The following is a 25,994-nucleotide window of genomic DNA, read 5'->3' on the forward strand; positions in this document are numbered from 1 at the left end:
GATGCCACATCCGGGTGCCCGGCCTGACCGGCATCAAAACTGCTGATCCGGGTACATCGGCTTGCTGTCGTTCAGGTACAGCCAGCCTTTGACGATACGATACAGCATCCACAGCGACAGCACGGCCCACACGGCAAAGGCCAGCGGCATCAGCACCACCGTGGCGAACAGTATGCCGCCCAGCACGCCCCACACCACCGACCACCAGAACGAGCGGATCTGCCAGGCGAAGTGCGACGCATATAGTGAGCCGCGCGCGTCGTCGCGCTTGACGTAGTCGATCACGATGGCGATCAGCGCGGTGATGCCGCCGGTCAGCCAGAAGATCGCATACAGCGCATACAGGATGTGCAGCAGCTTGCGCAGGCTGCTGAGCTGTTCGCCGCTGGGAGTGGTGACTTGCCCGGTGTAGTCATTCGCCATATTCGCCCTTTATTTAGAGCCCGCCTTGCGGCAGGCGGAAGACCGGCCGGCGCTTCCCGCCGCGCTAGTCCTTGCGTCGGGCCTTTTCTTCCAGGCCGGACAGTCCTTCGCGCCGCGCCAGTTCGTTGACCACATCGGCCGGCGTCAGCCCGAAGTTTGCCAGCAATACCATGGTGTGGAACCACAGGTCGGCCACTTCATAGACCACCTTGCCGGCTTCGCTGCCGCTCTGTCCGGCCGCGCGCGCATCCTTGGCGGCCATCACGGTCTCGGTGGCTTCCTCGCCGATCTTCTTCAGGATGGCGTCGTCGCCCTTGCTGAACAGGCGCGCCACATAGGACTTGTCGGGATCACCGCCGTTGGCAGGCTTGCGCGATTCCAGCACTTCGGCCACGCGTGCCAGGACGTCAGTGCTGCTCAATGGGGTATCGCTCATGACTTGGTGTAGATATGGGCGGGATCCTTCAGCACCGGCTCGACCGTCTGCCAGTCGCCCGCTTCCGCATCGCCCTCGAACTTCTGGAAGAAGCAGGAATGGCGCCCGGTATGGCAGGCGATGCTGTCGACCTGCGTGACCTTCAGCAGTACCACGTCTTCGTCGCAGTCCAGGCGGATTTCATGCACCTTCTGCACATGGCCGGACTCCTCGCCCTTGTGCCACAGGCGCTTGCGCGAGCGCGACCAGAACACGGCCTCGCCCAGCTCGACGGTGCGCTGCAGCGCGTCGCGGTTCATGAACGCGAACATCAGCACGTCGTTCGAACCGACTTCCTGCACGATCACCGGCACCAGCCCGTTATCGTCCCACTTGACCTTGTTGAGCCACTTCTTTGCCATGATCAGATCCGCACGGGAATGCCCTCGCGGGCCATGAATGCCTTGGCTTCGCCCACGGTGTACTCACCGTAGTGGAAAATGCTGGCGGCCAGCACCGCATCGGCGCGGCCCTGGGTGATGCCGTTGGCGAGGTCCTGCAGGTTGCCGACGCCGCCCGAGGCGATCACCGGCACTGGCACGGCATCGCTGACGGCGCGCGTCAGTTCCAGGTCGAAGCCGCTCTTGGTGCCATCGCGGTCCATGCTGGTCAGCAGGATTTCGCCGGCGCCGCGCGTGGCCATTTCACGCGCCCATGCCACCGCATCCAGCCCGGTGGGCTTGCGCCCGCCATGAGTGAAGACTTCCCAGCGCGGTGCTTCGCCCGGGGCGGAGCTGCGTTTGGCGTCGATCGCCACCACGATGCACTGCGAGCCATAGCGCGCGGTCGCATCCGACACCAGCTGCGGATTGGCGATCGCCGACGAGTTGACACTGATCTTGTCCGCGCCGGCATTGAGCAGGCGCCGCACATCCTCGACCGTGCGCACGCCGCCCCCCACCGTCAGGGGGATAAACACCTGCGAGGCCACGTCCTCGATGATATGCAGCATCAGGTCGCGCCCGTCGCTGGTCGCGGTGATATCGAGGAATGTGATTTCATCAGCGCCCTGCTCGTCGTAGCGGCGCGCGATTTCCACGGGATCGCCCGCATCGCGCAACTCGACGAAATTGACGCCCTTGACCACCCGCCCGTTCGTGACGTCCAGGCAGGGGATGATACGTTTGGCTAGCATGAGATTCCTTGTCCATCGCCCTGGCCGCCGCTTCGTGAGAAACGGCGGGCCAGGCGTTGGCTACGCCCGCGGCGCGTTGGCTTACTGACCCTCGCGCAGCTTGTCCGCACGGGCCTGCGCGGCGGCAAAGTTGAGATCCCCGGAGTAGATCGCGCGGCCGCAGATGACGCCTTCCACGCCCTCTGGCTCGACCGCACACAGGTTGTCGATATCGGCCAGGTTGGACAGGCCGCCGCTGGCGATCACCGGGATCGACATCGACTGCGCCAGCTTGACGGTGGCATCGATATTGATCCCCTGCAGCATGCCGTCGCGGCCGATATCGGTGTAGATGATGGCCTCGACGCCGTAGTCTTCGTACTTGCGCGCCAGGTCCACCACCTCATGACCGGTCAGCTTGCTCCAGCCGTCGGTGGCCACCTTGCCGTCGCGGGCGTCCAGGCCGACGATGATATGGCCGCCGAACGCCGAGCAGGCATCCTTCAGGAAACCGGGGTTCTTGACCGCCGCGGTACCGATGATCACGAACGACAGGCCGTCATCCAGCCAGCGTTCGATGGTGTTCAGGTCGCGGATGCCGCCGCCGAGCTGCACCGGGATCTCGTCGCCGACCTCGGCGATGATGGACTTGATGGCCGCCTCGTTGCGGGGCTTGCCTACAAACGCGCCGTTCAGGTCCACCAGGTGCAGGCGCCGGGCGCCCTGCTCTACCCAGTGACGTGCCATGGCGGCGGGATCTTCGGAAAAGACGGTGGCCTGGTCCATGTCGCCTTGTTTGAGGCGTACACATTGACCGTCCTTCAGGTCGATGGCCGGAATGAGCAACATATGCGTGACGAGCGTGGTTGAGTATTAGAGAGTGAGCGAGACCGGCACTGCCGGTCAGGTCAGGTCGATCATCGAGCGGAAACTGGTCAGTAGAGTATGGTCAGTGAACGGTCGAATGATCGGTCGAAAAAAGCGAATCGGGTATCCGTCGTGCCTGGATCGCGCCGCGCGATCGGGCGGCGCTTCAGGGGTTCCAGTGGACGAAGTTCCGGTACAGCTGCAGGCCCAGGGCCGCGCTCTTCTCGGGGTGGAACTGCGTCGCAAAAATATTATCGCGCGCTACCGCGCTGGTAAATACGACTCCGTATTCCGTTTCGCCGGCGACATGGGCCGGGTCCTGCGCCTGCACATAGTAGCTGTGGACGAAATAGAACCAGCTGTCGTCCGGGATACCGGCCCACAGCGGGTGCGGCTTCGCCTGACGCACCCGGTTCCAGCCCATCTGCGGCACCTTGTAGCGCGAGCCGTCGGGCTGCGTCATGCCGTCCAGCGCAAAGCGCACCACCTGGCCGGGCATCAGGCCCAGCGCTGGCGTGCGGTCCGCACCAGCACGACTTTCGGTGCTGAACTCGAACAGCATCTGTTCGCCAACACACACACCCAGCATCGGCTTGCTGGCAGCGGCTTCGACCACCGCCTGCTGCAGCCCGGAAGCGCCCAGCGCCGACATGCAGTCCGGCATCGCGCCCTGGCCCGGCAACACCACGCGGTCCGCGCCGCGGATGCCTTCGGGCGCATCCACCACCCGCACGTCCGCTTCCGGCGCCGCGGCACGCAGCGCCTGCGCCACCGAGCGCAGGTTGCCCATGCCGTAATCCACAATTGCTATGGTAGTCATGATTTCAAAACAGGCAACAATGTCTTCAGCCCGTCCACAATGAATTCCACGGCCAGCGCCGACAGGATCAGCCCCATCAGGCGCGTGCCGATATTGATGCCGGTGCGGCCAATCACCCGGGCAATGGGGTCGGCCGCGCGAAACACCAGGTACACCACCGCCCCGATCACCACGCCCAGGCCGACCAGGATCAGCAACTGATACCAGTGCTGCGTCTTGCCGGCATAGACAATCACCGTACTGATCGAGCCCGGCCCGGTCAGCAGCGGCAGTGCCAGCGGCACCACCGCGATGCTGGACTTTACCTCCGCCTCGTCCTCTTCTTCCGGCGTGGCCCTGCTGCGGCCGGTCTGCGCGTTCAGCATGTTCATCGCCATCATGATCATGATGAGCCCGCCTCCCACCTGCAGCGACGCCACCGAGATATTGAAGAACTCGATGATCTGCTGCCCCAGCAACGCCGACACCGCCACCACGATCGCCACCGAGACCGACGCGATCTTGATGGTACGCAGTTTTTCCGCTTCGCTCTGCTGGCTGGTCAGGCTGATAAAGAACGGGATCGCCCCGATCGGGTTGATCAGCGCCAGCAGCGAGATAAACGACTTGAGCGTATCCATCGGTTGCGGTTTCGCCAGCGACGCTGGCGGATTCAGCCTGTGGGCCTGGAAAGGTCAGCGGGCGCCGCAACCAGCCGGCACGCCTACGGTTATTCGGAGTGGTCGAATGTGTTGTCGATACGTCGGCAATCGCCTCAGAGCGTACCCTTGGTCGACGGGATCGTGTTCGCCGCACGCGGGTCCAGCTCCACCGCCATGCGCAGTGCCCGGCCAAAGGCCTTGAACACGGTTTCGCACTGGTGGTGGGCATTGATGCCGCGCAGGTTGTCGATATGCAGGGTCACGCCCGCATGGTTGACGAAGCCGCGGAAGAACTCGATGGTCAGGTCGACGTCGAAACTGCCCACGCGCGCACGCGTGAACGGCACGTGGAATTCCAGGCCGGGGCGGCCGGAGAAGTCGATCACCACGCGCGACAGGCATTCGTCCAGCGGCACGTAGCTGTGGCCGTAACGGGTGATGCCCTTCTTGTCGCCGATGGCCTTTGCCACGGCCTGGCCGAGCGTGATGCCCACGTCTTCCACCGTATGGTGGTCGTCGATATGCGTGTCACCGGTGGCTTCGACCTCCAGGTCGAACATGCCATGCCGGGCGATCTGGTCCAGCATGTGGTCGAGGAACGGCACGCCGGACGCCAATTTCTGGCGGCCGGTGCCGTCGAGATTCAGGGAAACGCGGATTTGCGTTTCCGAAGTATTGCGGGTGACCTCTGCAACACGCATGGTGTTAATCCTGCAGCGACGCTGCGAATGCCTCAAGGAACTGCGCGTTTTCTTCGGGCGTGCTGACCGCGACGCGCAGACAATTGGCCAGCAACGGGTGCATTTTACTCACGTTCTTGATCAACACCTTGCGCGCCAGCAGCCGCTCGAACGTCTGTGCGGCATCCGGCACGCGCGCGAGCAGGAAATTGGCGGCGCTGGGGAACACCGTCACCCCCGCATGCGCTGCCATGCCTTCGGCCACGCGGGTGCGTTCGTCGCGCAGTTGGGCGGCCTGTTCGTCCAGCACCGACACGTGCTCCAGCGCGAACAGCGCGGCGGCTTCGGTCAGCACGTTGACGTTGTACGGCGGGCGCACCTTGTCGAGCTGCGACAGCCATTCCGGCGCGCCGGCCAGGTAGCCCAGGCGGATGCCGGCCAGGCCCAGCTTGGACACGGTGCGCATCACCAGCAGGTTGCCGAAATCCGCCAGGCGCGGCATCCAGCTTTGCTGCGCGAACGGCTGGTAGGCCTCGTCCACCACCACCAGGCTGTTGCAGACCTCGCCCTGGGCGGCGCGGACGATGGCCTCCATGTCGGCGGCGTCGAACAGGTTGCCGGTGGGGTTGTTCGGGTACGCCAGGTAGATGATGGCAGGCTGGTGCTCGGCCATCGCGGCCAGCATGGCGGCGCGATCGAGCGTGAAGTCCGCGCGCAGCGGCACGCCGACGAATTGCAAGCCGGCAAACTGCGCCGACATTGCGTACATGACAAAGCCCGGCACCGGCGCCATCACCTTGGCGCCCGGCTTGGCCGCCGCCAGCGCCAGCATGCTGATGATCTCGTCCGAGCCATTGCCGAGCAGCACATCCATGCCGGCGGGCACCTGCATCACGGTCTTCAGCTTGGCGCGCAGCGCTTCGCTGCTGGGCACCGGGTAGCGGTTCAGCGCGACCTCGCCCAGGCGCTCGGCCAGTTCGCGGCGCAGCTCGGGCGGCAGCCGGTACGGGTTCTCCATCGCGTCGAGCTTGACCAGACCGTGCGAATCCGGCACGTGGTAGGCGCCCATGGCGCGTACGTCGTCACGGATGATGCGTTCGATCAGGGAGGGCTCTACGGCTGACATGGGAACTCCTAAGTTGGCTGCGTTATCACGCAGCGTGGGTCAGTAGATCAACTGCGTTTGTTGAAGCGATATTCCGCGCTGCGGGCGTGGGCCTGCAGGCCTTCGCCGTACGCGAGTTCGGCGGCGATCTCGCCGAGCATCTGTGCCCCGCCCGCGCTCACTTCGATCAGGCTGGAACGCTTCTGGAAGTCATAGACGCCCAGCGGCGACGAGAAGCGTGCGGTGCGCGAGGTCGGCAACACGTGGTTGGGACCGGCGCAGTAGTCGCCCAGCGATTCGCTGGTATAGCGGCCCAGGAAGATGGCGCCGGCGTGGCGGATCTTCTCGCTCCACTGGCGCGGGTTCTCGGCGGAGATCTCGAGGTGCTCCGGCGCGATCGCGTTGGCAATCTCGCAAGCCTCCTCCATGTCCCGGACCTTGATCAGCGCACCGCGGCCGGAGATCGACGCGGCAATCACGTCGCGGCGCGGCATGGTGCCGAGCTGGCGCTGGATGCTGGCTTCGACGCGGGCAATGTATTCCGAGTCCGGGCACAGCAGGATCGACTGCGCCAGTTCGTCGTGCTCGGCCTGCGAAAACAGGTCCATCGCCACCCAGTCGGGGTCGGTGGTGCCGTCGCAGATCACCAGGATCTCGGACGGGCCGGCAATCATGTCGATGCCGACGGTGCCGAACACACGCCGCTTGGCCGCGGCCACGTAGGCGTTGCCCGGGCCGACGATCTTGTCGACCTGCGGCAGCGTCGCCGTGCCATAGGCCAGCGCGCCGACAGCCTGCGCACCGCCGATGGTGAACACGCGATCGACGCCGGCAATCTGCGCGGCCGCCAGCACCAGCTCATTGCGCACGCCGCCCGGCGTGGGCACGACCATGATGATTTCCTTCACGCCAGCCACGCGCGCCGGGATCGCATTCATCAGCACCGAAGACGGATACGCCGCCTTGCCGCCCGGCACGTAGATGCCGACGCGGTCCAGCGGTGTCACCTTCTGCCCCAGCATGGTGCCGTCGGCCTCGGTGTATTCCCAGCTATGGCTGCCGCATTCGATCTTCTGCTTCTCGTGGTAGGCGCGCACGCGTGCGGCGGCGGCCTCCAGCGCGGCGCGGCGCTTGGGCTCGAGGTCTTCGAGCGCGGCTTCCAACTGTTGCTGCGACACCTCCAGCGCGCCCATCGATGCCGCTTGCACGCGGTCGAAACGCTGGGTGTATTCCAGCACCGCGGCATCCCCGCGCGCCTTCACGTCGGCGAGTATCTGCGCCGCGGCGCGGTCGATGGCCTCGTCCTCGCCGGCCTCGAAGGCCAGCACGTGGCGCAGCGCATCGGCAAAGCCCGGCTCGCTGGAATCAAGCCGGCGGATCGGCAGGTTTTCCATTTCGGTTGCGTTCATGACTTCCTTCCTCTCAGGCAGCCCGGCCTCAGGCCAGCGCCGCCGAAGCGCGTTCGAATGCGTCGAGAATCGGCGCGAGCCGCTCACGCTTCAGTTTGAGCGCGGCCTGGTTCACCACCAGCCGCGACGAAATTTGCACGATCTCTTCCACTTCGACCAGGTTGTTGGCACGCAGCGTACTGCCCGTGCTGACCAGGTCGACGATGGCATCGGACAGGCCCACCAGCGGGCCCAGCTCCATCGAACCGTACAGCTTGATCAGGTCGACGTGTACGCCCTTTTTCGCAAAATGCTCGCGCGCGGTCTGCACATACTTGGTGGCTACCGCCAGGCGCGCGCCCTGGCGCACCGCGTTGGCGTAGTCAAACCCGGCGGGCACCGCCACCGACATGCGGCAGCGGGCGATATTCAGGTCGATCGGCGCGTACAGGCCGGCCATGCCGTTTTCCATCAGCACGTCCTTGCCGGCCACGCCGAAATCCGCCGCGCCATATTGCACGTAAGTCGGCACGTCCGAGGCGCGCACGATCACCACGCGCACGGCGGGATCGGAGGTCGGCAGGATCAGCTTGCGCGAAGTCTCCGGGTCTTCGGTGACCTGGATGCCGGCGGCTTCCAGCAGCGGCAGCGTCTCGGTAAAGATGCGGCCCTTGGACAGCGCCAGCGTGAGCTGGTTGGGCGAAGCGTTGAAAGTGGGGCTCATCGGGCGTCGGTCCTCGGTGCTCAGGCAATGCGGCGGATCTTGGCGCCCACTGCAGACAGCTTGTCTTCCATGCGGTCGTAGCCGCGGTCCAGGTGATAGATGCGGTCGATCACGGTTTCTCCGTCAGCCACCAGGCCGGCGATCACCAGGCTGGCCGAGGCACGCAGGTCGGTGGCCATCACGCTGGCACCGGACAGGCGCGCCACGCCGTTGACCACCGCGGTATTGCCTTCGACCGCGATGTCGGCGCCCAGGCGGTTCAGTTCCTGCACGTGCATAAAGCGGTTTTCGAAGATGGTCTCGGTGACGCGCGCGGTGCCTTCGGCCACGGCATTGAGCGCCATGAACTGCGCCTGCATGTCGGTCGGGAAGGCCGGGTACTCCGAGGTGCGGAAGCTGACGGCCTTCGCGCGGTGCGGCATCGCCAGCCGGATCCAGTCCGCGCCGGTCTCGATGCGGGCGCCGGCCTCGCGCAGCTTGTCCAGCACCGTGTCGAGGATGTCGGGCTGCACGTTGCGCAGCACCAGGTCGCCCAGCGTCGCGGCCGCGGCGCACAGGAACGTGCCGGCCTCGATGCGGTCGGCGATCACGCTGTGGCTGGCGCCATGCAGGCGCTCGACGCCCTGCACCACCAGGCGGTCGGTGCCGATGCCGTCGATCTTCGCGCCCATCTTGACCAGCAGGTGGGCCAGGTCGGTCACCTCGGGCTCGCGCGCGGCGTTTTCCAGCACGGTCTCGCCCTCGGCCAGCGTGGCGGCCATCAGCAGGTTCTCGGTGCCGGTCACGGTGATCATGTCGGTGACCACGCGCGCGCCCTTGAGCCGCCGGGCCCGCGCATGGATAAAACCGTGTTCGATGGTGATCTCGGCGCCCATCGCCTGCAGGCCCTTGATGTGCTGGTCGACCGGGCGCGCGCCGATGCCGCAGCCGCCGGGCAGCGACACGCGGGCTTCGCCGAAGCGCGCCACCAGCGGACCGAGCACCAGGATCGAGGCGCGCATGGTCTTCACCATCTCGTATGGCGCTTCGTAGGAACTGACGCTCCCGCCGTTCAGGGTCACGCGCGCGCCGTCGAGCTCGGCCTGCATGCCCATCTGGCGCAGCAGCTTGAGCGTGGTGCGCACGTCCTGCAGGTTCGGCACGTTATCCAGCGAGATGGTGTCGGCCGTCAGCAGGCCGGCGCACAGGATCGGCAACGCGGCGTTCTTGGCACCCGAAACGCGGATTTCGCCCTTCAGCGGGCCGTTGCCGTGGATCTGGAATTTGTCCATGTTTTGTTTTCTGGAGCCGGGCACACGCCCGGCGTCATTGTTCTTTTGCGCCGCGCAGTCGTTGCAGCGGCGCATGTGGCGAGGCTTACTTGCCCTCGCCTGCCTGCCATTCAGCGGGCGTCAGCGTCTTCATCGACAGCGCATGGATCTCGGCGCGCATGCGGTCACCCAGCGCCGCATACACGCGCTGGTGGCGCTGGATCAGCCGCTTGCCTTCGAACTCGGCGCTGACGATGGTGGCAAAGAAGTGCTGGCCGTCGCCCTCGACTTGCAGATGTTCGCAGGGCAATCCTTGGGCAATGTAGTCCCTGACTTGTTCCGGTGTTGGCAGCATGGGGGTTCTCTTCAGGCTCTCACTTCATGTATGGGGCGCTGCGGCTCAGTGGCGCAGCTTGTATCCGGACTTCAGCAGCCGCAGCGCCAGCGCGGCCAGCACCACGAAGGCCGATCCGACCACCGCCAGGCTGAACAGCGGCGACACGTCCGAGACGCCGAAGAAGCCATAGCGGAAGCCGTCGATCATGTAGAAGAACGGATTGGCATGGGATACCGCCTGCCAGAAGGCGGGCAGCGAATGGATCGAATAGAACACGCCGGACAGGAAGGTCGCCGGCATGATCAGGAAATTCTGGAACGCGGCGAGCTGGTCGAACTTCTCGGCCCAGATGCCGGCGATCAGGCCCAGCGTGCCCAGGATGCCCGCGCCCAGCAGCGCAAACACCAGGATCCAGCCGACATTGGCGAAATGCAGGTTGGCAAACCACGCCGTCACCAGCAGCACGCCCAGCCCCACGGTCAGCCCCCGGATCACCGAGGCCACCACGTAGGCGCCGAACATCTCCCAGTGCGACAGCGGCGGCAGCAGCACGAACACCAGGTTGCCGGTGATCTTGGACTGGATCAGCGACGACGAGCTGTTAGCGAACGCGTTCTGCAGCACGCTCATCATCACCAGGCCGGGCACCAGGAAGGCGGTGTAGCTGATCTGGTCGTAGACCTTGACGCGGTCTTCCAGCACATGGCCGAAGATCAGCAGGTACAGCACCGCGGTCAGCACGGGCGCGGCCACGGTCTGGAAGCTGACCTTCCAGAAGCGCAGCACTTCCTTGTACAGCAGGGTGCGGAAGCCTACCAGGCCGCCCACCGCCATCGGCGCCAGGTGCGCGTCGTCCAGGATTTCGATATCGCCGGGTTGCTTCATGCCGCGGCCTCCATGGCCGGGTCGGGCAGCGCGCCGGGCATATGCCCCTCCCGGCGCATGATCTGGACAAACACGTCTTCGAGGTCGGCCTTGTTGATTTCCATGTCTTCAATGTCACACCCTGCTTCGCGGCAGGCGGCCAGGATCGGCTCCACTGCCTCGTAGCCCGACAGCCGCAGCCGCACCGCGCGCTCGCCGGGGGTGGACGGCATGCGCAGCGGTTCCAGCGCCGGCGGCAGGCCGCCGCGCGCAAAGGTCAGCACCAGTTGCAGGCCGGCAAACTGCGTCAGCAGGTTGCTGGTGCGGTCCAGCGCCACCACTTCGCCGAACTTGAGCATGGCGATGCGGTCGCACAGCGCCTCGGCCTCTTCCAGGTAGTGCGTGGTCAGGATGATGGTGTGGCCTTCGCGGTTCAGGCGCGAGATGAACTTCCAAAGCGTCTGGCGCAGCTCAACGTCGACGCCGGCGGTGGGCTCATCCAGCACGATCACCGGCGGGCGGTGCACCAGCGCCTGCGCCACCAGCACGCGCCGCTTCATGCCCCCCGAGAGCTGGCGCATATTGGCGTCCGCCTTGCCGGTCAGGTCCAGGTTGGCCATGATCTCGTCGATCCAGTCGTCGTTGCGCGTGAGGCCGAAGTAGCCGGACTGCAGCCGCAGCGTCTCGCGCACCGTGAAGAACGGGTCGAACACCAGCTCCTGCGGCACCACGCCCAGCATACGCCGCGCCATCCGGTAGTCGGACACGACATCGTGGCCGAGCACACTGACGCGGCCCGAATCGGCGCGGTTCAGGCCGGCGAGGATCGAGATCAGCGTGGTCTTGCCGGCGCCGTTGGGCCCGAGCAGGCCGAAGAATTCGCCGCGTTCGACGGTGAAGCTGACGCCCTTGAGCGCCTGCAGGTTGCGGTAGCGCTTGCGAACGTCGTGGATTTCAATGGCTTTCATGGCCGATTGTTTATGGCGGGTACGCCTTTTTTGTGGGGCGGCCACCTGGAAATGGGGAGCAACTGCGGGCCCTGGCTACCCTGGCCCGGCATGGTACGGACCGGGATGGGCGGGGGATGGGCGAACAACCGGGAATTATAGGGGATGCGGGGATGGTCCCGCTTGGGTCCACTCGATCCACCTCGATCCCCGTTCGGGCGCGGCGGCCGCGCCAGGCAGCCGCCGGGGCATCGCTGGCGGCCACCATGACGGCGAGCCGGCGATGCCGGATCAATGTCGGTGGTGGTGTCCCGGTTGTTGTCCGGGCTGGGCGAAGGCCAGTTCGATGTCCGACTCGGCCTCGGGCGCCTTGGCGCGCGCGGCGCCCGGCGTCAGGCCGAGCAGGCCATCCACGCCGTACAGGCTTGCCAGTTGCGACAAATCAGCCGGCACGCCGCGCAGCGACAGCGCCAGGTTGCGTGCCGCGGCGGCGCGATGCCAGGCCAGCAGCACTGCAACGGCGGCGGAATCCACCTGGGTCAGGCCGGTGCAGTCCACCTGCACATCGCCCTGCGCGACGCGCGCCAGCCCGTCGCGCAGCACGGCGGCGGCGTTCTGGTTGGTCAGCGAGGTGCCCAGCGAAAGCATGGATGCGTTTGGTGGCCTGAGGGAGAAAGGGAGAAGCAAAACGACGGCTCCCGCACTTTGGCGGGAGCCTGTGCCGCGAACGGCTATTGTAGAGCAGATCGGCACGCCGTGCTGCATCGCAGCGGGATGCCGACGGAGGTGGCTCAGCTCTTGGCGTTGGCGAGCTGGCGGTTGCGGTCCTGCAGCGTCTTGATCACGCCCTCTACGCCCTGCTGGCCAACGATGGTGTTGAAGCTGCCCTTGTAGGCCTCGGTCAGCCACGCGCCCAGCACGTTGATGTCATACAGCTTCCAGCCTTGCGCGGTCTTCTCCAGGCGGTAGTCCATCTGGATCGGCTCGCCCTTGTTGATCACCTGGGTGCGGATGGTGGCGTCAGTGTCTTCAGGCGTGCCGCGGTAAGGGCGGTACTGCACGGTCTGGTCGCGGATCTGGGCGATGGCGCCGGCGTAGGTGCGGATCAGCAGGGTCTTGAATTCTTCGGTGATCTGCTTCTGCTGCTCGGGCGTGGCCTTGGACCAGTTGCGGCCCATCGCGATCTGCGTGGTTTTCTGGAAGTTCGCGTTGGGCATGATCTTCTGCTCGACCAGCGCCGTGATCTTGGCGATATTGCCGGCCTGCATGTCCTTGTCGGCCCTGACGGTCGACATCACGTCGTTGACCAGCACCTTGATCAGACCGTCCGGGGTAGCCGCGTCCTGGGCCGGGGCCTGGGCGTGCGCCGCGCCTGCGAAGGCAATGACGGCAAGGAAGGGGACCAACAGTCGCTTTAGCATGGATTTTCCTTCTTTATCAAAAACGTATCTCGCCGGGGGACGAACCGGCCGGCGCTGCCGGTGGCGGCGTGGGGCCTTGCGGTGATTGGAACACAGGCGCCAGCCATAGGTTGCAGCCGCACGGGCATTCCCCGCCACTTCAAAACAAATTGTTTCAGCCCTCACAGGGCATTCACAGCCTGGCGCAGGCCCTGTCCGGCCTGCGCCACCAAGGCGTTCAGCGTATCCGGATGATGCCCGGCATGATGCGCTGCATCGGCTCGACCGGCGGCACCGGCAGGCTCTGGCTTTCCGGCTGCAAGTCGCCGGCAGGCGCTTGCTGCTGCGGCGCCGGGGCGGGCGCTGGTGCCGGAGCTGCAGCGTCTGCAGGCGCCTGGGCGGGAGCCAGTTCGCCTGGCGCGGCGGGCGCAGCGGGCGCAGCCGGCACGGTAGGCGCGGTAGGTGCCGGAGGTTCCGAAGGTGCTGCAGGTCCGGACGGCGCCGCGGGCTGCTCGCCCTCGGCCGGAGCCGGCGCCGCATCGGCGTCGGCATCCTCGTCGCCATCCGGCGGGTTGCCGTCGTAGACCAGGTACTGGCGCCGCTGCAGGTAGGAATCGCGCAGGAACGAGTACTTGTCCAGCGCGGCCTGCTCCAGCAGGTTGCTGGCGCCCAGCAGCTGCGCCCGGCCGGCCACGACGCGCACGCCGGTCAGCGAATTGCGCAGCGACACCGGATACAGGTAAGCCGTCGGGTCGAACTGGCGGTCCACCAGCATGCCGCCGGTGTCGCGTACCGTGCTTGGCCCGAACAGCGGCAGCACCAGGTACGGCCCCGTGGGCACGCCCCACACGCCCAGCGTCTGGCCGAAGTCTTCCTTGTACTTGGGCAGGCCGGCCGGGGTGGCGATATCGATCAGGCCGCCGATGCCCAGCACGGTGTTCATCGCCACGCGCATCGAGTCTTCCGCCGCGCGCGTGGGCTTGCCCTGCAGCAGGTTGTTCGCCGCCGAATAGACATCGCTGATGTTGGAGAAGAAGTTCTCCACCGCGCGCTGCACCGGCGTGGGCATGTAGTCGGCGTAGAGTTCGGCGACCGGGCGCAGGATGCCCTTGTCGAAGTCCTCATTGATCTTCGCGACTTCGCGGTTGAACGGCTCCAGCGGATCCCTGGGATTGGCGTTCGGGCCCGTGGCGCAACCGGCAAACACGGTGACGGCAAAGGCCGCGGCCAGCAGCCTGGCCGCCGGGCGGCGCGCCGCGCTGCCCGGTTTGTTGGATGGCGCAGCGCTCATTTGAGCTCCCCGCCGGGCGCGGGCGCGCTGGCGCCGGGGGCCGAACCGCCGCCGCTGCCGCCGGCATCCGCCGCCTTGTTGTACAGGAACTGGCCGATCAGGTTTTCCAACACCACGGCCGACTGCGTCATGGTGATGCGCGCGCCGTCGGCCAGCATGGCGGTGTCGCCGCCGGCTTCCAGGCCGATGTACTGCTCACCGAGCAGGCCCGAGGTCAGGATCTTGGCCGAGGTGTCCTTGGGGAACTGGTAGCGCTTCTCCAGGCTCAGCTCGACGGTGGCCTGGTAGGTCTTGTCATCGAAGCGGATCGCCGCCACGCGGCCGACCACGACGCCGGCGCTCTTGACCGGCGCCCGCGGCTTGAGCCCGCCGATATTGTCGAAGCGCGCCTGCACGCTGTAGCTGTCCTGGAAGGAGAAGGCGCTCATGTTCCCCGCCTTGAGGGCCAGGAACAGCAGGGCCACGAACCCCGCCACCACGAACAGCCCCACCCAGAAATCGAGTGCGTTCTTTTTCATTGGAATCTCTTTCTTCAACCCGTTATGTCTTGTCGCTGACTTGTTGTGTTCTCGTCTTATTGCTGACATCGCCCGCGTCAGTTGCTGAACATCAGCGCGGTCAGCAGGAAATCCAGCCCCAGCACGGCCAGCGACGCGAGCACCACGGTGCGGGTGGTCGCGCGCGAGACGCCTTCCGGCGTGGGCTTGGCTTCGAAGCCCTGGTACAAGGCAATGAAGGTCACCGCAATGCCGAAGATAAAGCTCTTGATCACGCCGTTGAGCACGTCGGCGCGCACATCGACGCCGCCCTGCATCTGCGACCAGAACGCGCCTGCATCCACGCCGATCAGCTGCACGCCGACGATATAGCCGCCGAGGATACCCACCGCGCTGAAGATCGCCGCCAGCACCGGCATGGCAATCACCCCCGCCCAGAAGCGCGGCGCGATCACGCGCTGCAGCGGGTTCACCGCCATCATCTCCATCGCCGTAAGCTGCTCGCCTGCTTTCATCAGTCCGATCTCGGCGGTCAGCGAGGTGCCGGCGCGGCCCGCGAACAGCAGCGCGGTCACCACCGGCCCGAGCTCGCGCACCAGCGAGAGCGCCACCAGCAGCCCGAGCGCCTGCTCCGAACCGTAGCGGTTCAGCGTGTAGTAGCCCTGCAGCCCCAGCACGAAGCCGACAAAGAGCCCCGACACCGCGATGATCACCAGCGACAGGTTGCCGACGAAGAAAACCTGGTCGGTCACCAGCCGGAAGCGGCGCAGCAGTGCCGGCGACAGCCCGAGCAGCGCGAGGAACATGCGCGTGGCATGGCCCACGCCCGACACGTTGCGGCGCACGGCCGCGCCGATGGTAGTGAAGAAGCCGATCACCGCGCACCTCCGGCAAAGTCCTCGGCCAGCGTCGGCCCCGGGTAGTGGAACGGCACCGGGCCATCGGCCTCGGCATGGACGAACTGGTGCACGAACGGGTCGGTGGAAGCGCGCAGCGCCTCCGGCTCGCCCTGGGCGGCAATGCGCCCGTCGGCAATGAAATAGACGTAGTCGGCGATCTGGAAGGTCTCGTGCACGTCGTGCGAGACGATGATCGTGGTCGCGCCGAGCGCGTCGTTGAGACTGCGGATCAGCCGCGCGGTCAGGCCCAGCGAGATCGGGTCGAGGCCGGCGAAGGGCTCGTCATACATCAGCAGCGCCGGATCCAGCGCGATCGCCCGCGCCAGCGCCACCCGCCGCGCCATGCCGCCCGAGATCTGCGACGGCATCAGCTCGCGCGCGCCGCGCAGCCCGACCGCGTTGAGCTTCATCAGCACCAGGTCGCGGATCATCGAATCGGGCAGGTCGGTATGCTCGCGCAGAGGAAACGCCACATTATCGAACACCGACAGATCCGTAAACAGCGCGCCGAACTGGAACAGCATGCCCATCTGGCGCCGCACTGCGTACAGGCCCTTGGTATCCAGCGTATGGATATCGGTGCCGGCAAAGCGCACCGCGCCCGACTGCGGGCGGACCTGGCCGCCGATCAGGCGCAGCACCGTCGTCTTGCCACAGCCCGAGCCGCCCATCACCGCGATCACCTTGCCGCGCGGGAATTGCATGGTCAGGCCGGAGAGGATCGGCGTGCCGTGGTCCGCGTAGGCGAAATCCACCGCATTCAGTTCGACGAGGTTTTGGGAAGATTCGGTCACGTTGGCACCGGTCGGGACAGGGGCGCATTATAAGGTGTACTACCTAGCCCTGCTGGCACCCGTGTGTCTCCCGCCACATCGGATTCTGACGCCGTGGCGGGCTCAGCCCCTTCCGAGCGCAACCTGAGAGGATTCTGAGCCGTCGCGGCTCATCGCTGCTGGGACTGCGCCACGTCCCGCAGGATCACCTGCCACTGGATCGATTCGGAGCGGATGGCCGTGGCAAAGGCCTCGGGCGAGTCGCGCAGCGGCGTCAGCCCGGCGGCCAGCAGCCGGGCGCGCACCTCGCGCTCGGCCATCACGCCGTCGAGCTCCACCGCCAGCCGCGCCACGATCGCGCGCGGGGTCTTGGCCGGCGCCATCACGCCGAACCAGGACGCGGCGGCATAGCCCTCCAGCCCCGACTCCTGCAGTGTGGGCACCAGCGGCGCCAGCGGCGAGCGCGCCATGCCGGTCACGCCGACCAGCCGCAGCGCGCCGCTGCGGATATGGCTCTGCACCGCCGCGAACGAACAGAAGCAGGCGCTGATGCGGCCGGCCAGCATCTCCTGCACCACCGCAGCCTCGCCCTTGCCGGTGACCAACGGTACGCCGTTGCGGATGCCGTGCACCGCGTATTCCGCGTACAGGTGCGACGGACTGCCCGGCTGGCCGTAGCCGTAGCTGTACGAGCCCGGGCTGGACCTTACCGCCGTCATCCACTGCTCCGGCGTGCGCATCGGCAGCCGGGCATCGATGACGAGGAACAGCGGCGTGGTGGCAACCCGCGCCACCGGCGTGAAATCGCGCACGACGTCATAGGGCACCGGCTCGAGCCCCGGCTGGATCAGCATATTGGCCTGGTGGAACAGCAGCGTGTGGCCATCGGAGCTGGCCTTGGCAACCACATCGCCGGCGGTGGTGCCGGCGGCGCCCGGGCGGTTGTCGACCTCCATCGGCACGCCGAGGCGCGCCGACAGGCGCTCTGCCAGCATGCGCGCCACGGCGTCGGCCACGCCCCCGGCCGGGAATGGCACGATCAACCGCATCGGCCGCTCGGGGTAGGAGATGCTGCGCTCCAGTTGCGGGCCGGCATGGGCGGTCGCGGCGGGCACCGCGAGGGCCAGCGTGGCACACCCCAGGGCATACAGGCACAGGAAAGGTTGGAGCCAGCGCCGGACCACGGCCCAGACGGCACGCTCCGACGCAAGCGCATTACCTCGCCAAAGCCGCGACAGATTGCGCACTTCGGGCATCAATTTCCTCCGGCCGGACTCCTGAGGAGAACGGCGAACGGGTTCTGCGGAAAAAGGATTTGCGAGGCGGTTTCCGTTAATCGTTTTAGAAAATTGTAAGGACTATGCGAAGGGCACCACAGGCACGTAAACCATAGCCGGGAGAACCCTGAAGGCTTGTGCAGGCTTGCCAAAAGCGCCATCGCCCCGGGCACGGGCGACCCGCATTTATCGCCCGATATAATCGCGTGATGTCGAATTTCACCGTGCGGCCGATGGTCACTGCCGACCTGCCGGCCGTGCTGGCGGTGCAGGCCAGTTGCTATACCGGGGTATTGCTGGAGAGCGAAGCCGCGCTGGCAAGCCGGCTGGCGCTGTCCCCGCAGACCTGCTTTGTTGCGCCCGACCCGCGCCATCCCGGCGCCGTCGCCGCTTATCTGTTTACGCATCCCTGGCCAGAGGCCGGCCTGCCGCCGCTCGATGGTGTGCTGGACGATCGCTGGCGCCGCGCGGCCGCGCCGGACGCGCTGACGTGGTTTGTCCATGACATGGCGGTGGCCCCTGCCGGGCGTGGCGCCGGACTGGCGCCCCGGCTGTACCAGGCGGCACTGGCGGCGGCACGCGCCTGCGGGCTCACGCGCTCGCGGCTGATCGCGGTGCAGTCCGCCGCGTCATGGTGGCGCAGGCTTGGGTACGCGCCGGTGGCTGCCGGGACGGCGTCGCGGCATGCGGTCAAGCTGGGCGACTATGGGGCGGATGCGGTGTTGATGGAGCGGGTGTTGGCGGAGTGAGCACCGCGCACGCCACCAACAAGAAAAAAGCCCGCCGGCTTGCGCCAGGCGGGCTTTTTCATTGGATCAAGGGCAGCTCAACGCGGCAGGTCGCTATGCCCCATCAGGAACGCGTCAACCGAACGCGCGGCCTGGCGGCCTTCGCGGATCGCCCACACCACCAGCGACTGGCCGCGGCGCACGTCGCCGGCGGCGAACACCTTGGGCACGTTGGTGTGGTAGGCACGCTCGCCCTCGGTCGCGGCCTTGGCGTTCTTGCGCGCGTCGGTATCCACGCCGAATGCTTCCAGCATCGAGCCCACCGGGTTGGTGAAGCCCATCGCCAGCAGCACCAGGTCGGCCGGCAGGATGAACTCGCTGCCTTCCACTTCCTGCATGCGGCCATCCTTCCATTCGACGCGGCAGGCCTTCAGCGCGGTGACCTTGCCGTTCTCGCCGATGAATTCCTTGGTGGCGACCGACCAGTCGCGCTCGCAGCCTTCGTCGTGCGACGACGAGGTGCGCAGCTTGATCGGCCAGTACGGCCACACCAGCGGCTTGTTCTCTTCTTCCGGCGGCTGCGGCAGCAGTTCGAACTGGGTCACCGAGGTGGCGCCGTGGCGGTTGGACGTGCCCACGCAGTCGGAGCCGGTATCGCCGCCGCCGATCACGATCACGTTCTTGCCTTCGGCACGGATCTCGTTTTCACCGTCGCCCGCCACTTCTTTGTTCTGCGGGATCAGGAATTCCAGCGCGAAGTGGATGCCGGCCAGGTCGCGGCCCGGCACCGGCAGGTCGCGCGGCACTTCCGAGCCGCCCGCCAGCACCACGGCGTCGAACTGCTCCATCAGGGCCTGGGCCGAGATGGTTTCCCGCGCGTAGTTCTTGATGCCGGCCGGCAGTTCGCCGTCGGTCACCATCACGCCCGGACGGAAGGTCACGCCTTCGGCCTGCATCTGCTCCATGCGGCGGTCGATCAGCGTCTTTTCCATCTTGAAGTCGGGGATGCCGTAGCGCAGCAGGCCGCCGATGCGGTCGTTCTTCTCGAACACGGTCACATCATGGCCGGCGCGCGCCAGTTGCTGCGCGGCGGCCATGCCGGCGGGGCCGGAGCCGACCACGGCCACGGTCTTGCCGGTGCGGTGCTTGGGCGGCTGCGGCGCGACCCAGCCCTCTTCCCAGGCCTTGTCGATGATGGCGTGCTCGATCGACTTGATGCCAACCGGCAGCTCGTTGATGCCCAGCGTGCAGGCGGCCTCGCACGGTGCCGGGCAGATACGGCCGGTGAACTCGGGGAAGTTGTTGGTCTGGTGCAGCACCTCGATCGCCGACTTCCAGTCCTGGCGGTACACCAGGTCGTTGAAGTCGGGGATGATGTTGTTGACCGGGCAGCCGTTGCTGCAGAACGGGATGCCGCAGTCCATGCAGCGCGCACCCTGGATCTTCGCTTCGCTGTCGGACAGCGCGAACACGAATTCCTTGTAGTGCTTCACGCGCTTGACTACCGGTTCGTAGCCTTCGTTCTGGCGCGGAAATTCGAGAAAGCCAGTCGCCTTACCCATGTTGCGTCCTTGGTCATGCTGCGCGGGACCGGCGGCGTCGCCGGCCTCGCTGTGGGGTCAGTATCTTGTCGGGGCCGCGGCGGCTGCCGCGGCCCTTCGCTACGTTGGTGCCGAACTCAGGCCGCGATGGCTTCGCGGTCGCTGTCGCGGGCGGCCTGTTCCTTGGCGTACATCTCGCCCAGCGCGCGCTTGTACTCGGTCGGGAAGACCTTGACGAACTTGCGGCGTGCCGTGGTCCAGTCCGCCAGCAGCGCCTTGGCGCGCTCCGAACCGGTGTAGCGGAAGTGCTGCTCGATCAGGTTGCGCAGGATGACTTCATCCAGCTGGCGCTTGCCGTCGACCTTGTGCCACGAAGCCGGGCCCTGGCCCTTCTCCTGGTCGGCCGCGGCCAGCACCGCTTCCAGCGCCACCATCGAGGTGTTGCAGCGCTTGTCGAACAGGCCGTCCTCGTCGTAGACGTAGGCCACGCCGCCCGACATGCCGGCCGCGAAGTTGCGCCCGGTGCCGCCCAGCACCACTACCGTGCCGCCGGTCATGTACTCGCAACCGTGGTCACCGGTGCCTTCCACGACTGCCACGGCGCCCGAGTTGCGCACCGCGAAGCGCTCGCCGGCCACGCCGTTGAAGAACGCTTCACCGGCGATGGCACCGTACAGCACGGTGTTGCCGACGATGATGTTGCGGGTCGGATCGCCGCGGAACTCATGCGGAGCACGCACAATCACGCGGCCGCCCGACAGGCCCTTGCCGACGTAGTCGTTGCCGTCGCCCACCAGGTCCAGCGTGATGCCGTGCGCCAGGAACGCGCCGAACGACTGGCCGGCGGTGCCTTGCAGCTGGATGTGGATGGTGTCGTCGGGCAGCCCTTCGTGGCCGTACTGCTTGGCGACCACGCCGGACAGCATTGCCCCGACGGTACGGTTGACGTTCTTGACCGGCTGGATGAACGAGACGCGCTCGCCCTTCTCGATCGCCGGACGCGCCTTGGCGATCAGCACGTGGTCCAGCGCCTTGCCGGCTTCGGCCGACAGGCCGTGGTCCTGCACGTCGGTGTGGTACAGCGGCACGTCCGCGCCCAGCGACACCTGGTGGAAGATGCGGCTGAAGTCCAGGCCGCGTGCCTTCCAGTGCTCGATGCCCGGCTTGGTGTCGAGCAGGTCGGCGCGGCCGATCAGCTCGTCGAACTTGCGGATGCCCAGCTGGGCCATGATCTCGCGGGCCTCTTCTGCAACGAAGAAGAAGAAGTTCACCACGTGTTCCGGCTTGCCCTGGAACTTCTTGCGCAGTTGCGGATCCTGCGTGGCCACGCCCACCGGGCAGGTGTTCAGGTGGCACTTGCGCATCATGATGCAGCCTTCCGCAACCAGCGGCGCGGTGGCGAAGCCGAACTCGTCGGCGCCGAGCAGCGCGCCGATGACGACGTCGCGGCCGGTCTTCATCTGGCCGTCGGCCTGCACGCGGATGCGGTTGCGCAGGCCGTTGAGCAGCAGCGTCTGCTGCGTCTCGGCCAGGCCCAGCTCCCACGGCGTGCCGGCGTGCTTGATCGACGACCACGGCGAGGCGCCGGTGCCGCCGTCATGGCCGGCGATCACCACGTGGTCGGCCTTGGCCTTGGACACGCCCGCGGCCACGGTGCCGACGCCCACTTCGGACACCAGCTTGACCGAGATATCCGACGACGGGTTGACGTTCTTCAGGTCGTGGATCAGCTGTGCCAGATCCTCGATCGAATAGATGTCATGGTGCGGGGGCGGCGAGATCAGGCCGACGCCCGGCACCGAGTAACGCAGCTTGCCGATGTAGTCCGACACCTTGTGGCCGGGCAGCTGGCCGCCTTCGCCGGGCTTGGCGCCCTGCGCCATCTTGATCTGGATCTGGTCGGCCGACGCCAGGTACTCGGCGGTCACGCCGAAACGGCCCGACGCCACCTGCTTGATCCTGGAACGCAGCGAATCACCGTCGCGCAGTTCCAGGTCGTTCTCGATCACGCCGTCGCCCAGCAGGCCCTTGAGGGTATCGCCCTGCTTGATGGGGATGCCGCGCAGTTCGTTGCGGTAGCGCTTCTCGTCCTCGCCGCCTTCGCCGGTGTTGGACTTGCCGCCGATACGGTTCATCGCCAGCGCCAGCGTGGTGTGCGCTTCGGTCGAGATCGAGCCGAGCGACATGGCGCCCGTGGCGAAGCGCTTGACGATCTCCTTGGCCGGCTCGACTTCTTCCAGCGGGATCGCGCGCGATGGATCCACCTTGAACTCGAACAGACCGCGCAGCGTCATGTGGCGCTTGCTCTGGTCGTTGATGATGTTGGCGTATTCCTTGTACGTCTGGTAGGCGCCCTTGCCGTCGTCAGCGCGCACCGAGTGCTGCAGCTTGGCGATCGAGTCCGGGGTCCACATATGCTCTTCGCCGCGGATACGGAAGGCGTATTCGCCGCCGGCGTCGAGCATGTTTTCCAGCACCGGGCTGTTGCCGAACGCGTCCTTGTGCAGGCGCAGCGCTTCCTCGGCGACCTCGAAGATGCCGATGCCCTCGACGTTCGACGGCGTGCCGTGGAAGTACTTCTGCACCAGCTCGCGCGACAGGCCGATGGCTTCGAAGATCTGCGCGCCGGTGTACGACATGTACGTGGAGATGCCCATCTTGGACATCACCTTGAACAGGCCCTTGCCGATCGCCTTGACGAAGTTCTTGACCGCCTTCTCGGGCGACAGGTCGCCCGACAGGCCGCTGGCCATGTCGGCCAGGGTTTCCATCGCCAGGTACGGATGCACGGCTTCGGCGCCGTAGCCGGCCAGCAACGCGAAGTGGTGCACTTCACGCGCGGTGCCGGTCTCGACCACCAGGCCGGTGGACGTGCGCAGGCCCTTCTCCACCAGGTGGTGGTGCACGGCGGACGTGGCCAGCAGCGCGGGAATCGCGACATGGTCGGCGTCCACGCGGCGGTCGGTCACGATCAGGATGTTGTAGCCCGAGCGCACCGCATCCACGGCTTCGGCGCACAGCGAGGCCAGGCGCGCTTCGATGCCTTCCTTGCCCCAGGCAGTCGGGTAGCAGATGTTCAGTTCGTACGCACGGAACTTGCCGCCGGTGTAGTGCTCGATGTTGCGGATCTTGGCGATGTCCTTGAAGTCCAGCACGGGCTGGGACACTTCGAGGCGCATCGGCGGGTTGATGTTGTTCAGCTCGAGCAGGTTCGGCTTCGGGCCGATGAACGACACCAGCGACATCACCATGTTCTCGCGGATCGGGTCGATCGGCGGGTTGGTGACCTGGGCGAACAGCTGCTTGAAGTAGTGGTACAGCGTCTTGTTCTTGGACGACAGGATGGCCAGCGGCGAGTCGTTACCCATCGAGCCGGTGGCTTCCTCGCCGGCCAGCGCCATCGGCGCCATCAGGAACTTGACGTCTTCCTGGGTGTAGCCGAACGCCTGCTGGCGGTCCAGCAGCTTGGCCACGGGCTTCTTCTCGGCGGCGACGTCTTCCGGCTTGGCGTCGATCTCGTCCAGCTTGATGCGCACGGCATCGATCCAGCTCTTGTACGGCTTGGCGTTGGCCAGGTTGTCCTTCAGTTCCTTGTCGTCGATGATGCGGCCCTGTTCCATGTCGATCAGGAACATCTTGCCCGGCTGCAGGCGCCACTTCTCAACGATGCGCGACTCGGGGAACGGCAGCACGCCGGCTTCCGAGGCCAGCACCACGACGTCGTCCTCGGTCACGTAGAAACGTGCCGGGCGCAGGCCGTTGCGGTCCAGCGTGGCGCCGATCTGGCGACCATCGGTGAAGCAGATCGCGGCCGGGCCGTCCCACGGCTCCATCATGGCGGCGTGGTACTCGTAGAAGGCGCGACGGTTGTCGTCCATCAGCGTGTGCTGTTCCCAGGCTTCCGGGATCATCATCATCATCGCGTGGACGAGCGGGTAGCCGGCCATCGTCAGCAGTTCGAGGCAGTTGTCGAACGATGCCGTATCGGACTGGCCCGGATAGATCAGCGGCCACAGCTTGGGCAGGTCGTCGCCCAGCACCGGCGACGAGATCGCGCCGGTACGGGCGTTGATCCAGTTGACGTTGCCCTTGACCGTGTTAATTTCGCCGTTGTGGGCGACCATGCGGTACGGGTGGGCCAGTTCCCAGGCCGGGAAGGTGTTGGTCGAGAAGCGCTGGTGCACCAGGGCCAGCGCCGACACGGCGCGCGGGTCCTGCAGGTCCAGGTAGTACTCGCCGACCTGGTTGGCCAGCAGCAAGCCCTTGTACACCACGGTACGGGCCGACATCGACGGCACGAAGTATTCCTTGCCGTGCTTGAGCTTGAGCGCCTGGATGGCGTGGCTGGCGGTCTTGCGGATGACGTAGAGCTTACGTTCCAGCGCGTCCGTGGTCATGATGTCGCGGCCGCGACCGATGAAGATCTGGCGGATCACCGGCTCGGTCTTGCGCACCGTCGGGGACATCGGCATGTTGGCGTCCACCGGCACGTCGCGCCAGCCCAGCACGACCTGTCCTTCCAGGCGGACGGTGCGCTCCAGTTCCTGTTCGCAGGCCAGGCGCGAGGCGTGTTCCTTGGGCAGGAAGATCATGCCCACGCCGTATTCGCCGGCGGGCGGCAGGCTCACGCCCTGCGCAGCCATTTCCTCGCGGTAGAACTGGTCGGGGATCTGGATCAGGATACCGGCACCGTCACCCATCAGCGGGTCAGCGCCGACCGCGCCGCGGTGGTCCAGGTTCTCCAGGATCTTCAGGCCCTGGGAAATGATCTCGTGGGACTTCTTGCCCTTGATATGCGCGACCATGCCGACGCCGCAGGCGTCGTGCTCATTGCTCGGGTCGTACATGCCTTGCGCCTGGGGGCGCAAGTCGATGGCGGTGGAGGACGTGGCGATCTGCTCGCTGGTCTGCGCTTGGGCCGAAAGATTTTTCGTTTGGTCCACGGGCTGAATTCCGGTGAAGGCTGCGCGAACGACTGGGCGTACCGGAACGGGGACCGCGCGCTTTCTATATATCCAGCCGGCCGAGGTCGGCGGAGGGATTCGGGGACGAAGCTGTCTGCGGGCCGCAGCGGCGTACACGGGCGTGACGCGCCGCACAATGACTGTGGGTGGAGCAACTATATGGGAATCTTATTCGCCTCGCAAAATTTTTAAATGGGGTCAGAACACATTTATATTCGCACCGTTTCGGTGATCGCATTAAATGGGGACACATTAGTTTTGCGGACTTCCGACCACCTCTTCTGCCCGTGCTTGCACCTTTTTGGGGCGGCCCTTCGGAAGCGGCTGAACACGCCGCGTCGCGTGCCGTTCGAGTTGCGCCAGGAATGATTCGTCACCAAGGGGCCAGCCGCTATGCGCATGGGTGCGCAGCGTGGCCAACGTCCTGCCGGACAGGCCTTCCGCACTCAGCACGCGGTAGTTGGACTGCCGCTCGAACGGCGTATTGCCCAGCTCCCAGTACGCGGAGTGGTCGCTTACAAACGGGCTCGCCTCGATGCCGGCATGGTGGCGGTAACTGCTCCAGCGGTCGGCCTCAGGCGTGGTCATTTCGCCGGCGCGCTGCGCGTTGCTTTCGACGTAGAGCATTGCTGGCAGCATCCACTGGGCCGGATCGAACACCGCCGAGCGAAAGCGCCCCTCCCACAGCGTGCCGGTGCGGTTGGCAACGCGGTTGAAGTAGCGGGCGTAGCGGCGCCCGACCGCCTGCATGGTCAGGCTGAGCGAATCCTGTGCCTTGGGCGTGGCCACCAGATGGACGTGGTTGGGTCGCAGCGCATAGGCGTGGACCGCCAGGTCATGCTCGCGCGCGGCCATGCGCAGGCAGTCGAGGTAGTGCAGGTAGTCGTCGGGGCCGAGAAAGACGTCCTGGCGGTTGTTGCCGCGTTGCAACACCAGGGCGGGGAGGCCGGCGGGGGAAAAGCGGGGAAGACGGGCCATGGCAGGTCATG

26 protein-coding genes are annotated in these 25,994 nt (G+C 66.3%); 1 reads left to right on the forward strand and 25 read right to left on the reverse strand.

Going from position 1 to position 25,994, the window contains the following annotated elements; translation table 11 throughout:
- Positions 1–33: 33 nt before the first annotated feature.
- The 22 genes from AB1I47_RS08675 to AB1I47_RS08780 all read right to left on the reverse strand — a co-directional run bounded on the left by AB1I47_RS08675 (position 34) and on the right by AB1I47_RS08780 (position 17,751).
- Positions 34–423 carry a DUF4870 family protein gene (locus AB1I47_RS08675; protein ID WP_354683367.1) on the reverse strand — a complete coding sequence of 130 codons (390 nt, stop codon included), beginning with the start codon at positions 421–423 and terminating at the stop codon, positions 34–36.
- 64 nt (positions 424–487) lie between these two features.
- Positions 488–859 (reverse strand): phosphoribosyl-ATP diphosphatase, encoded by a 372-nt coding sequence (locus tag AB1I47_RS08680; RefSeq protein ID WP_354683368.1) that lies wholly within the window; start codon positions 857–859, stop codon positions 488–490.
- Positions 856–1,260: a phosphoribosyl-AMP cyclohydrolase gene (hisI, locus tag AB1I47_RS08685; protein WP_354683369.1), complete on the reverse strand. Its 405-nt coding sequence runs from the start codon at positions 1,258–1,260 to the stop codon at positions 856–858. The genes AB1I47_RS08680 and hisI overlap by 4 nt, the downstream gene beginning before the upstream one ends.
- A gap of 2 nt (positions 1,261–1,262) precedes the next feature.
- Positions 1,263–2,033: an imidazole glycerol phosphate synthase subunit HisF gene (gene hisF / locus AB1I47_RS08690; protein WP_354683370.1), complete on the reverse strand. Its 771-nt coding sequence runs from the start codon at positions 2,031–2,033 to the stop codon at positions 1,263–1,265.
- An 81-nt stretch (positions 2,034–2,114) separates the two neighbouring features.
- Positions 2,115–2,861, reverse strand: a complete 747-nt coding sequence (hisA, locus tag AB1I47_RS08695) for a 1-(5-phosphoribosyl)-5-[(5-phosphoribosylamino)methylideneamino]imidazole-4-carboxamide isomerase (protein WP_354683371.1) — start codon at positions 2,859–2,861, stop codon at positions 2,115–2,117.
- Between the two features lie 184 nt (positions 2,862–3,045).
- On the reverse strand, positions 3,046–3,699 hold the full coding sequence (gene hisH, locus AB1I47_RS08700) for an imidazole glycerol phosphate synthase subunit HisH (protein ID WP_354683372.1): 654 nt from the start codon (positions 3,697–3,699) through the stop codon (positions 3,046–3,048).
- A complete protein-coding gene (locus tag AB1I47_RS08705) occupies positions 3,696–4,319 on the reverse strand; it encodes a YchE family NAAT transporter (RefSeq protein ID WP_354683373.1) in 624 nt (207 codons plus the stop codon). The genes hisH and AB1I47_RS08705 overlap by 4 nt, the downstream gene beginning before the upstream one ends.
- 134 nt (positions 4,320–4,453) lie before the next feature.
- Positions 4,454–5,041 (reverse strand): imidazoleglycerol-phosphate dehydratase HisB, encoded by a 588-nt coding sequence (gene hisB, locus AB1I47_RS08710; RefSeq protein WP_011299252.1) that lies wholly within the window; start codon positions 5,039–5,041, stop codon positions 4,454–4,456.
- Positions 5,042–5,045: 4 nt separating this feature from the next.
- Positions 5,046–6,146, reverse strand: a complete 1,101-nt coding sequence (hisC, locus tag AB1I47_RS08715; protein WP_354683374.1) for a histidinol-phosphate transaminase — start codon at positions 6,144–6,146, stop codon at positions 5,046–5,048.
- 47 nt (positions 6,147–6,193) lie between these two features.
- The gene (hisD, locus tag AB1I47_RS08720; protein WP_354683375.1) at positions 6,194–7,534 is read right to left on the reverse strand and encodes a histidinol dehydrogenase; all 1,341 of its coding nucleotides are present in this window, start codon (positions 7,532–7,534) and stop codon (positions 6,194–6,196) included.
- 28 nt (positions 7,535–7,562) lie between these two features.
- Positions 7,563–8,237, reverse strand: coding sequence for an ATP phosphoribosyltransferase (gene hisG, locus AB1I47_RS08725; RefSeq protein WP_354683376.1), 675 nt, complete (start codon positions 8,235–8,237; stop codon positions 7,563–7,565).
- Positions 8,238–8,257: 20 nt separating this feature from the next.
- The gene (gene murA / locus AB1I47_RS08730; protein ID WP_354683377.1) at positions 8,258–9,508 is read right to left on the reverse strand and encodes a UDP-N-acetylglucosamine 1-carboxyvinyltransferase; all 1,251 of its coding nucleotides are present in this window, start codon (positions 9,506–9,508) and stop codon (positions 8,258–8,260) included.
- Between the two features lie 85 nt (positions 9,509–9,593).
- A complete protein-coding gene (locus AB1I47_RS08735) occupies positions 9,594–9,842 on the reverse strand; it encodes a BolA family protein (protein ID WP_010812335.1) in 249 nt (82 codons plus the stop codon).
- A 45-nt stretch (positions 9,843–9,887) separates the two neighbouring features.
- Complete coding sequence (locus tag AB1I47_RS08740; protein WP_407935812.1) at positions 9,888–10,709, reverse strand: ABC transporter permease; 822 nt, start codon at positions 10,707–10,709, stop codon at positions 9,888–9,890.
- A complete protein-coding gene (locus tag AB1I47_RS08745; protein ID WP_354683378.1) occupies positions 10,706–11,656 on the reverse strand; it encodes an ABC transporter ATP-binding protein in 951 nt (316 codons plus the stop codon). The genes AB1I47_RS08740 and AB1I47_RS08745 overlap by 4 nt, the downstream gene beginning before the upstream one ends.
- Before the next feature lie 270 nt (positions 11,657–11,926).
- The gene (locus AB1I47_RS08750; protein WP_354683379.1) at positions 11,927–12,283 is read right to left on the reverse strand and encodes an STAS domain-containing protein; all 357 of its coding nucleotides are present in this window, start codon (positions 12,281–12,283) and stop codon (positions 11,927–11,929) included.
- Between the two features lie 143 nt (positions 12,284–12,426).
- On the reverse strand, positions 12,427–13,056 hold the full coding sequence (locus AB1I47_RS08755; RefSeq protein ID WP_354683380.1) for an MlaC/ttg2D family ABC transporter substrate-binding protein: 630 nt from the start codon (positions 13,054–13,056) through the stop codon (positions 12,427–12,429).
- 217 nt (positions 13,057–13,273) lie between these two features.
- A complete protein-coding gene (locus AB1I47_RS08760) occupies positions 13,274–14,326 on the reverse strand; it encodes an MlaA family lipoprotein (RefSeq protein WP_354683381.1) in 1,053 nt (350 codons plus the stop codon).
- Positions 14,323–14,844: an outer membrane lipid asymmetry maintenance protein MlaD gene (gene mlaD / locus AB1I47_RS08765; RefSeq protein WP_354683382.1), complete on the reverse strand. Its 522-nt coding sequence runs from the start codon at positions 14,842–14,844 to the stop codon at positions 14,323–14,325. Before mlaD ends, AB1I47_RS08760 begins: the two co-directional genes overlap by 4 nt.
- Before the next feature lie 77 nt (positions 14,845–14,921).
- Positions 14,922–15,701: a lipid asymmetry maintenance ABC transporter permease subunit MlaE gene (gene mlaE / locus AB1I47_RS08770; RefSeq protein WP_354683383.1), complete on the reverse strand. Its 780-nt coding sequence runs from the start codon at positions 15,699–15,701 to the stop codon at positions 14,922–14,924.
- Positions 15,698–16,516, reverse strand: a complete 819-nt coding sequence (locus AB1I47_RS08775) for an ABC transporter ATP-binding protein (protein WP_354683384.1) — start codon at positions 16,514–16,516, stop codon at positions 15,698–15,700. The genes mlaE and AB1I47_RS08775 overlap by 4 nt, the downstream gene beginning before the upstream one ends.
- A gap of 149 nt (positions 16,517–16,665) precedes the next feature.
- The gene (locus tag AB1I47_RS08780; RefSeq protein WP_354683385.1) at positions 16,666–17,751 is read right to left on the reverse strand and encodes a Bug family tripartite tricarboxylate transporter substrate binding protein; all 1,086 of its coding nucleotides are present in this window, start codon (positions 17,749–17,751) and stop codon (positions 16,666–16,668) included.
- A gap of 230 nt (positions 17,752–17,981) precedes the next feature.
- Here AB1I47_RS08780 and AB1I47_RS08785 point away from each other — a divergent pair, with 230 nt between their 5' ends.
- The gene (locus tag AB1I47_RS08785; protein WP_354683386.1) at positions 17,982–18,521 is read left to right on the forward strand and encodes a GNAT family N-acetyltransferase; all 540 of its coding nucleotides are present in this window, start codon (positions 17,982–17,984) and stop codon (positions 18,519–18,521) included.
- Between the two features lie 77 nt (positions 18,522–18,598).
- Here AB1I47_RS08785 and AB1I47_RS08790 read toward each other — a convergent pair whose 3' ends face one another.
- The 3 genes from AB1I47_RS08790 to AB1I47_RS08800 all read right to left on the reverse strand — a co-directional run bounded on the left by AB1I47_RS08790 (position 18,599) and on the right by AB1I47_RS08800 (position 25,983).
- Positions 18,599–20,062 carry a glutamate synthase subunit beta gene (locus tag AB1I47_RS08790; RefSeq protein WP_354683387.1) on the reverse strand — a complete coding sequence of 488 codons (1,464 nt, stop codon included), beginning with the start codon at positions 20,060–20,062 and terminating at the stop codon, positions 18,599–18,601.
- 116 nt (positions 20,063–20,178) lie between these two features.
- Positions 20,179–24,888, reverse strand: coding sequence for a glutamate synthase-related protein (locus tag AB1I47_RS08795; protein ID WP_354683425.1), 4,710 nt, complete (start codon positions 24,886–24,888; stop codon positions 20,179–20,181).
- Positions 24,889–25,257: 369 nt separating this feature from the next.
- Positions 25,258–25,983, reverse strand: coding sequence for a transposase (locus tag AB1I47_RS08800; protein WP_354683388.1), 726 nt, complete (start codon positions 25,981–25,983; stop codon positions 25,258–25,260).
- Positions 25,984–25,994: the final 11 nt, after the last annotated feature.

Source organism: Cupriavidus necator (assembly GCF_040578825.1).
GTDB classification, from domain to species: domain Bacteria; phylum Pseudomonadota; class Gammaproteobacteria; order Burkholderiales; family Burkholderiaceae; genus Cupriavidus; species Cupriavidus necator_E.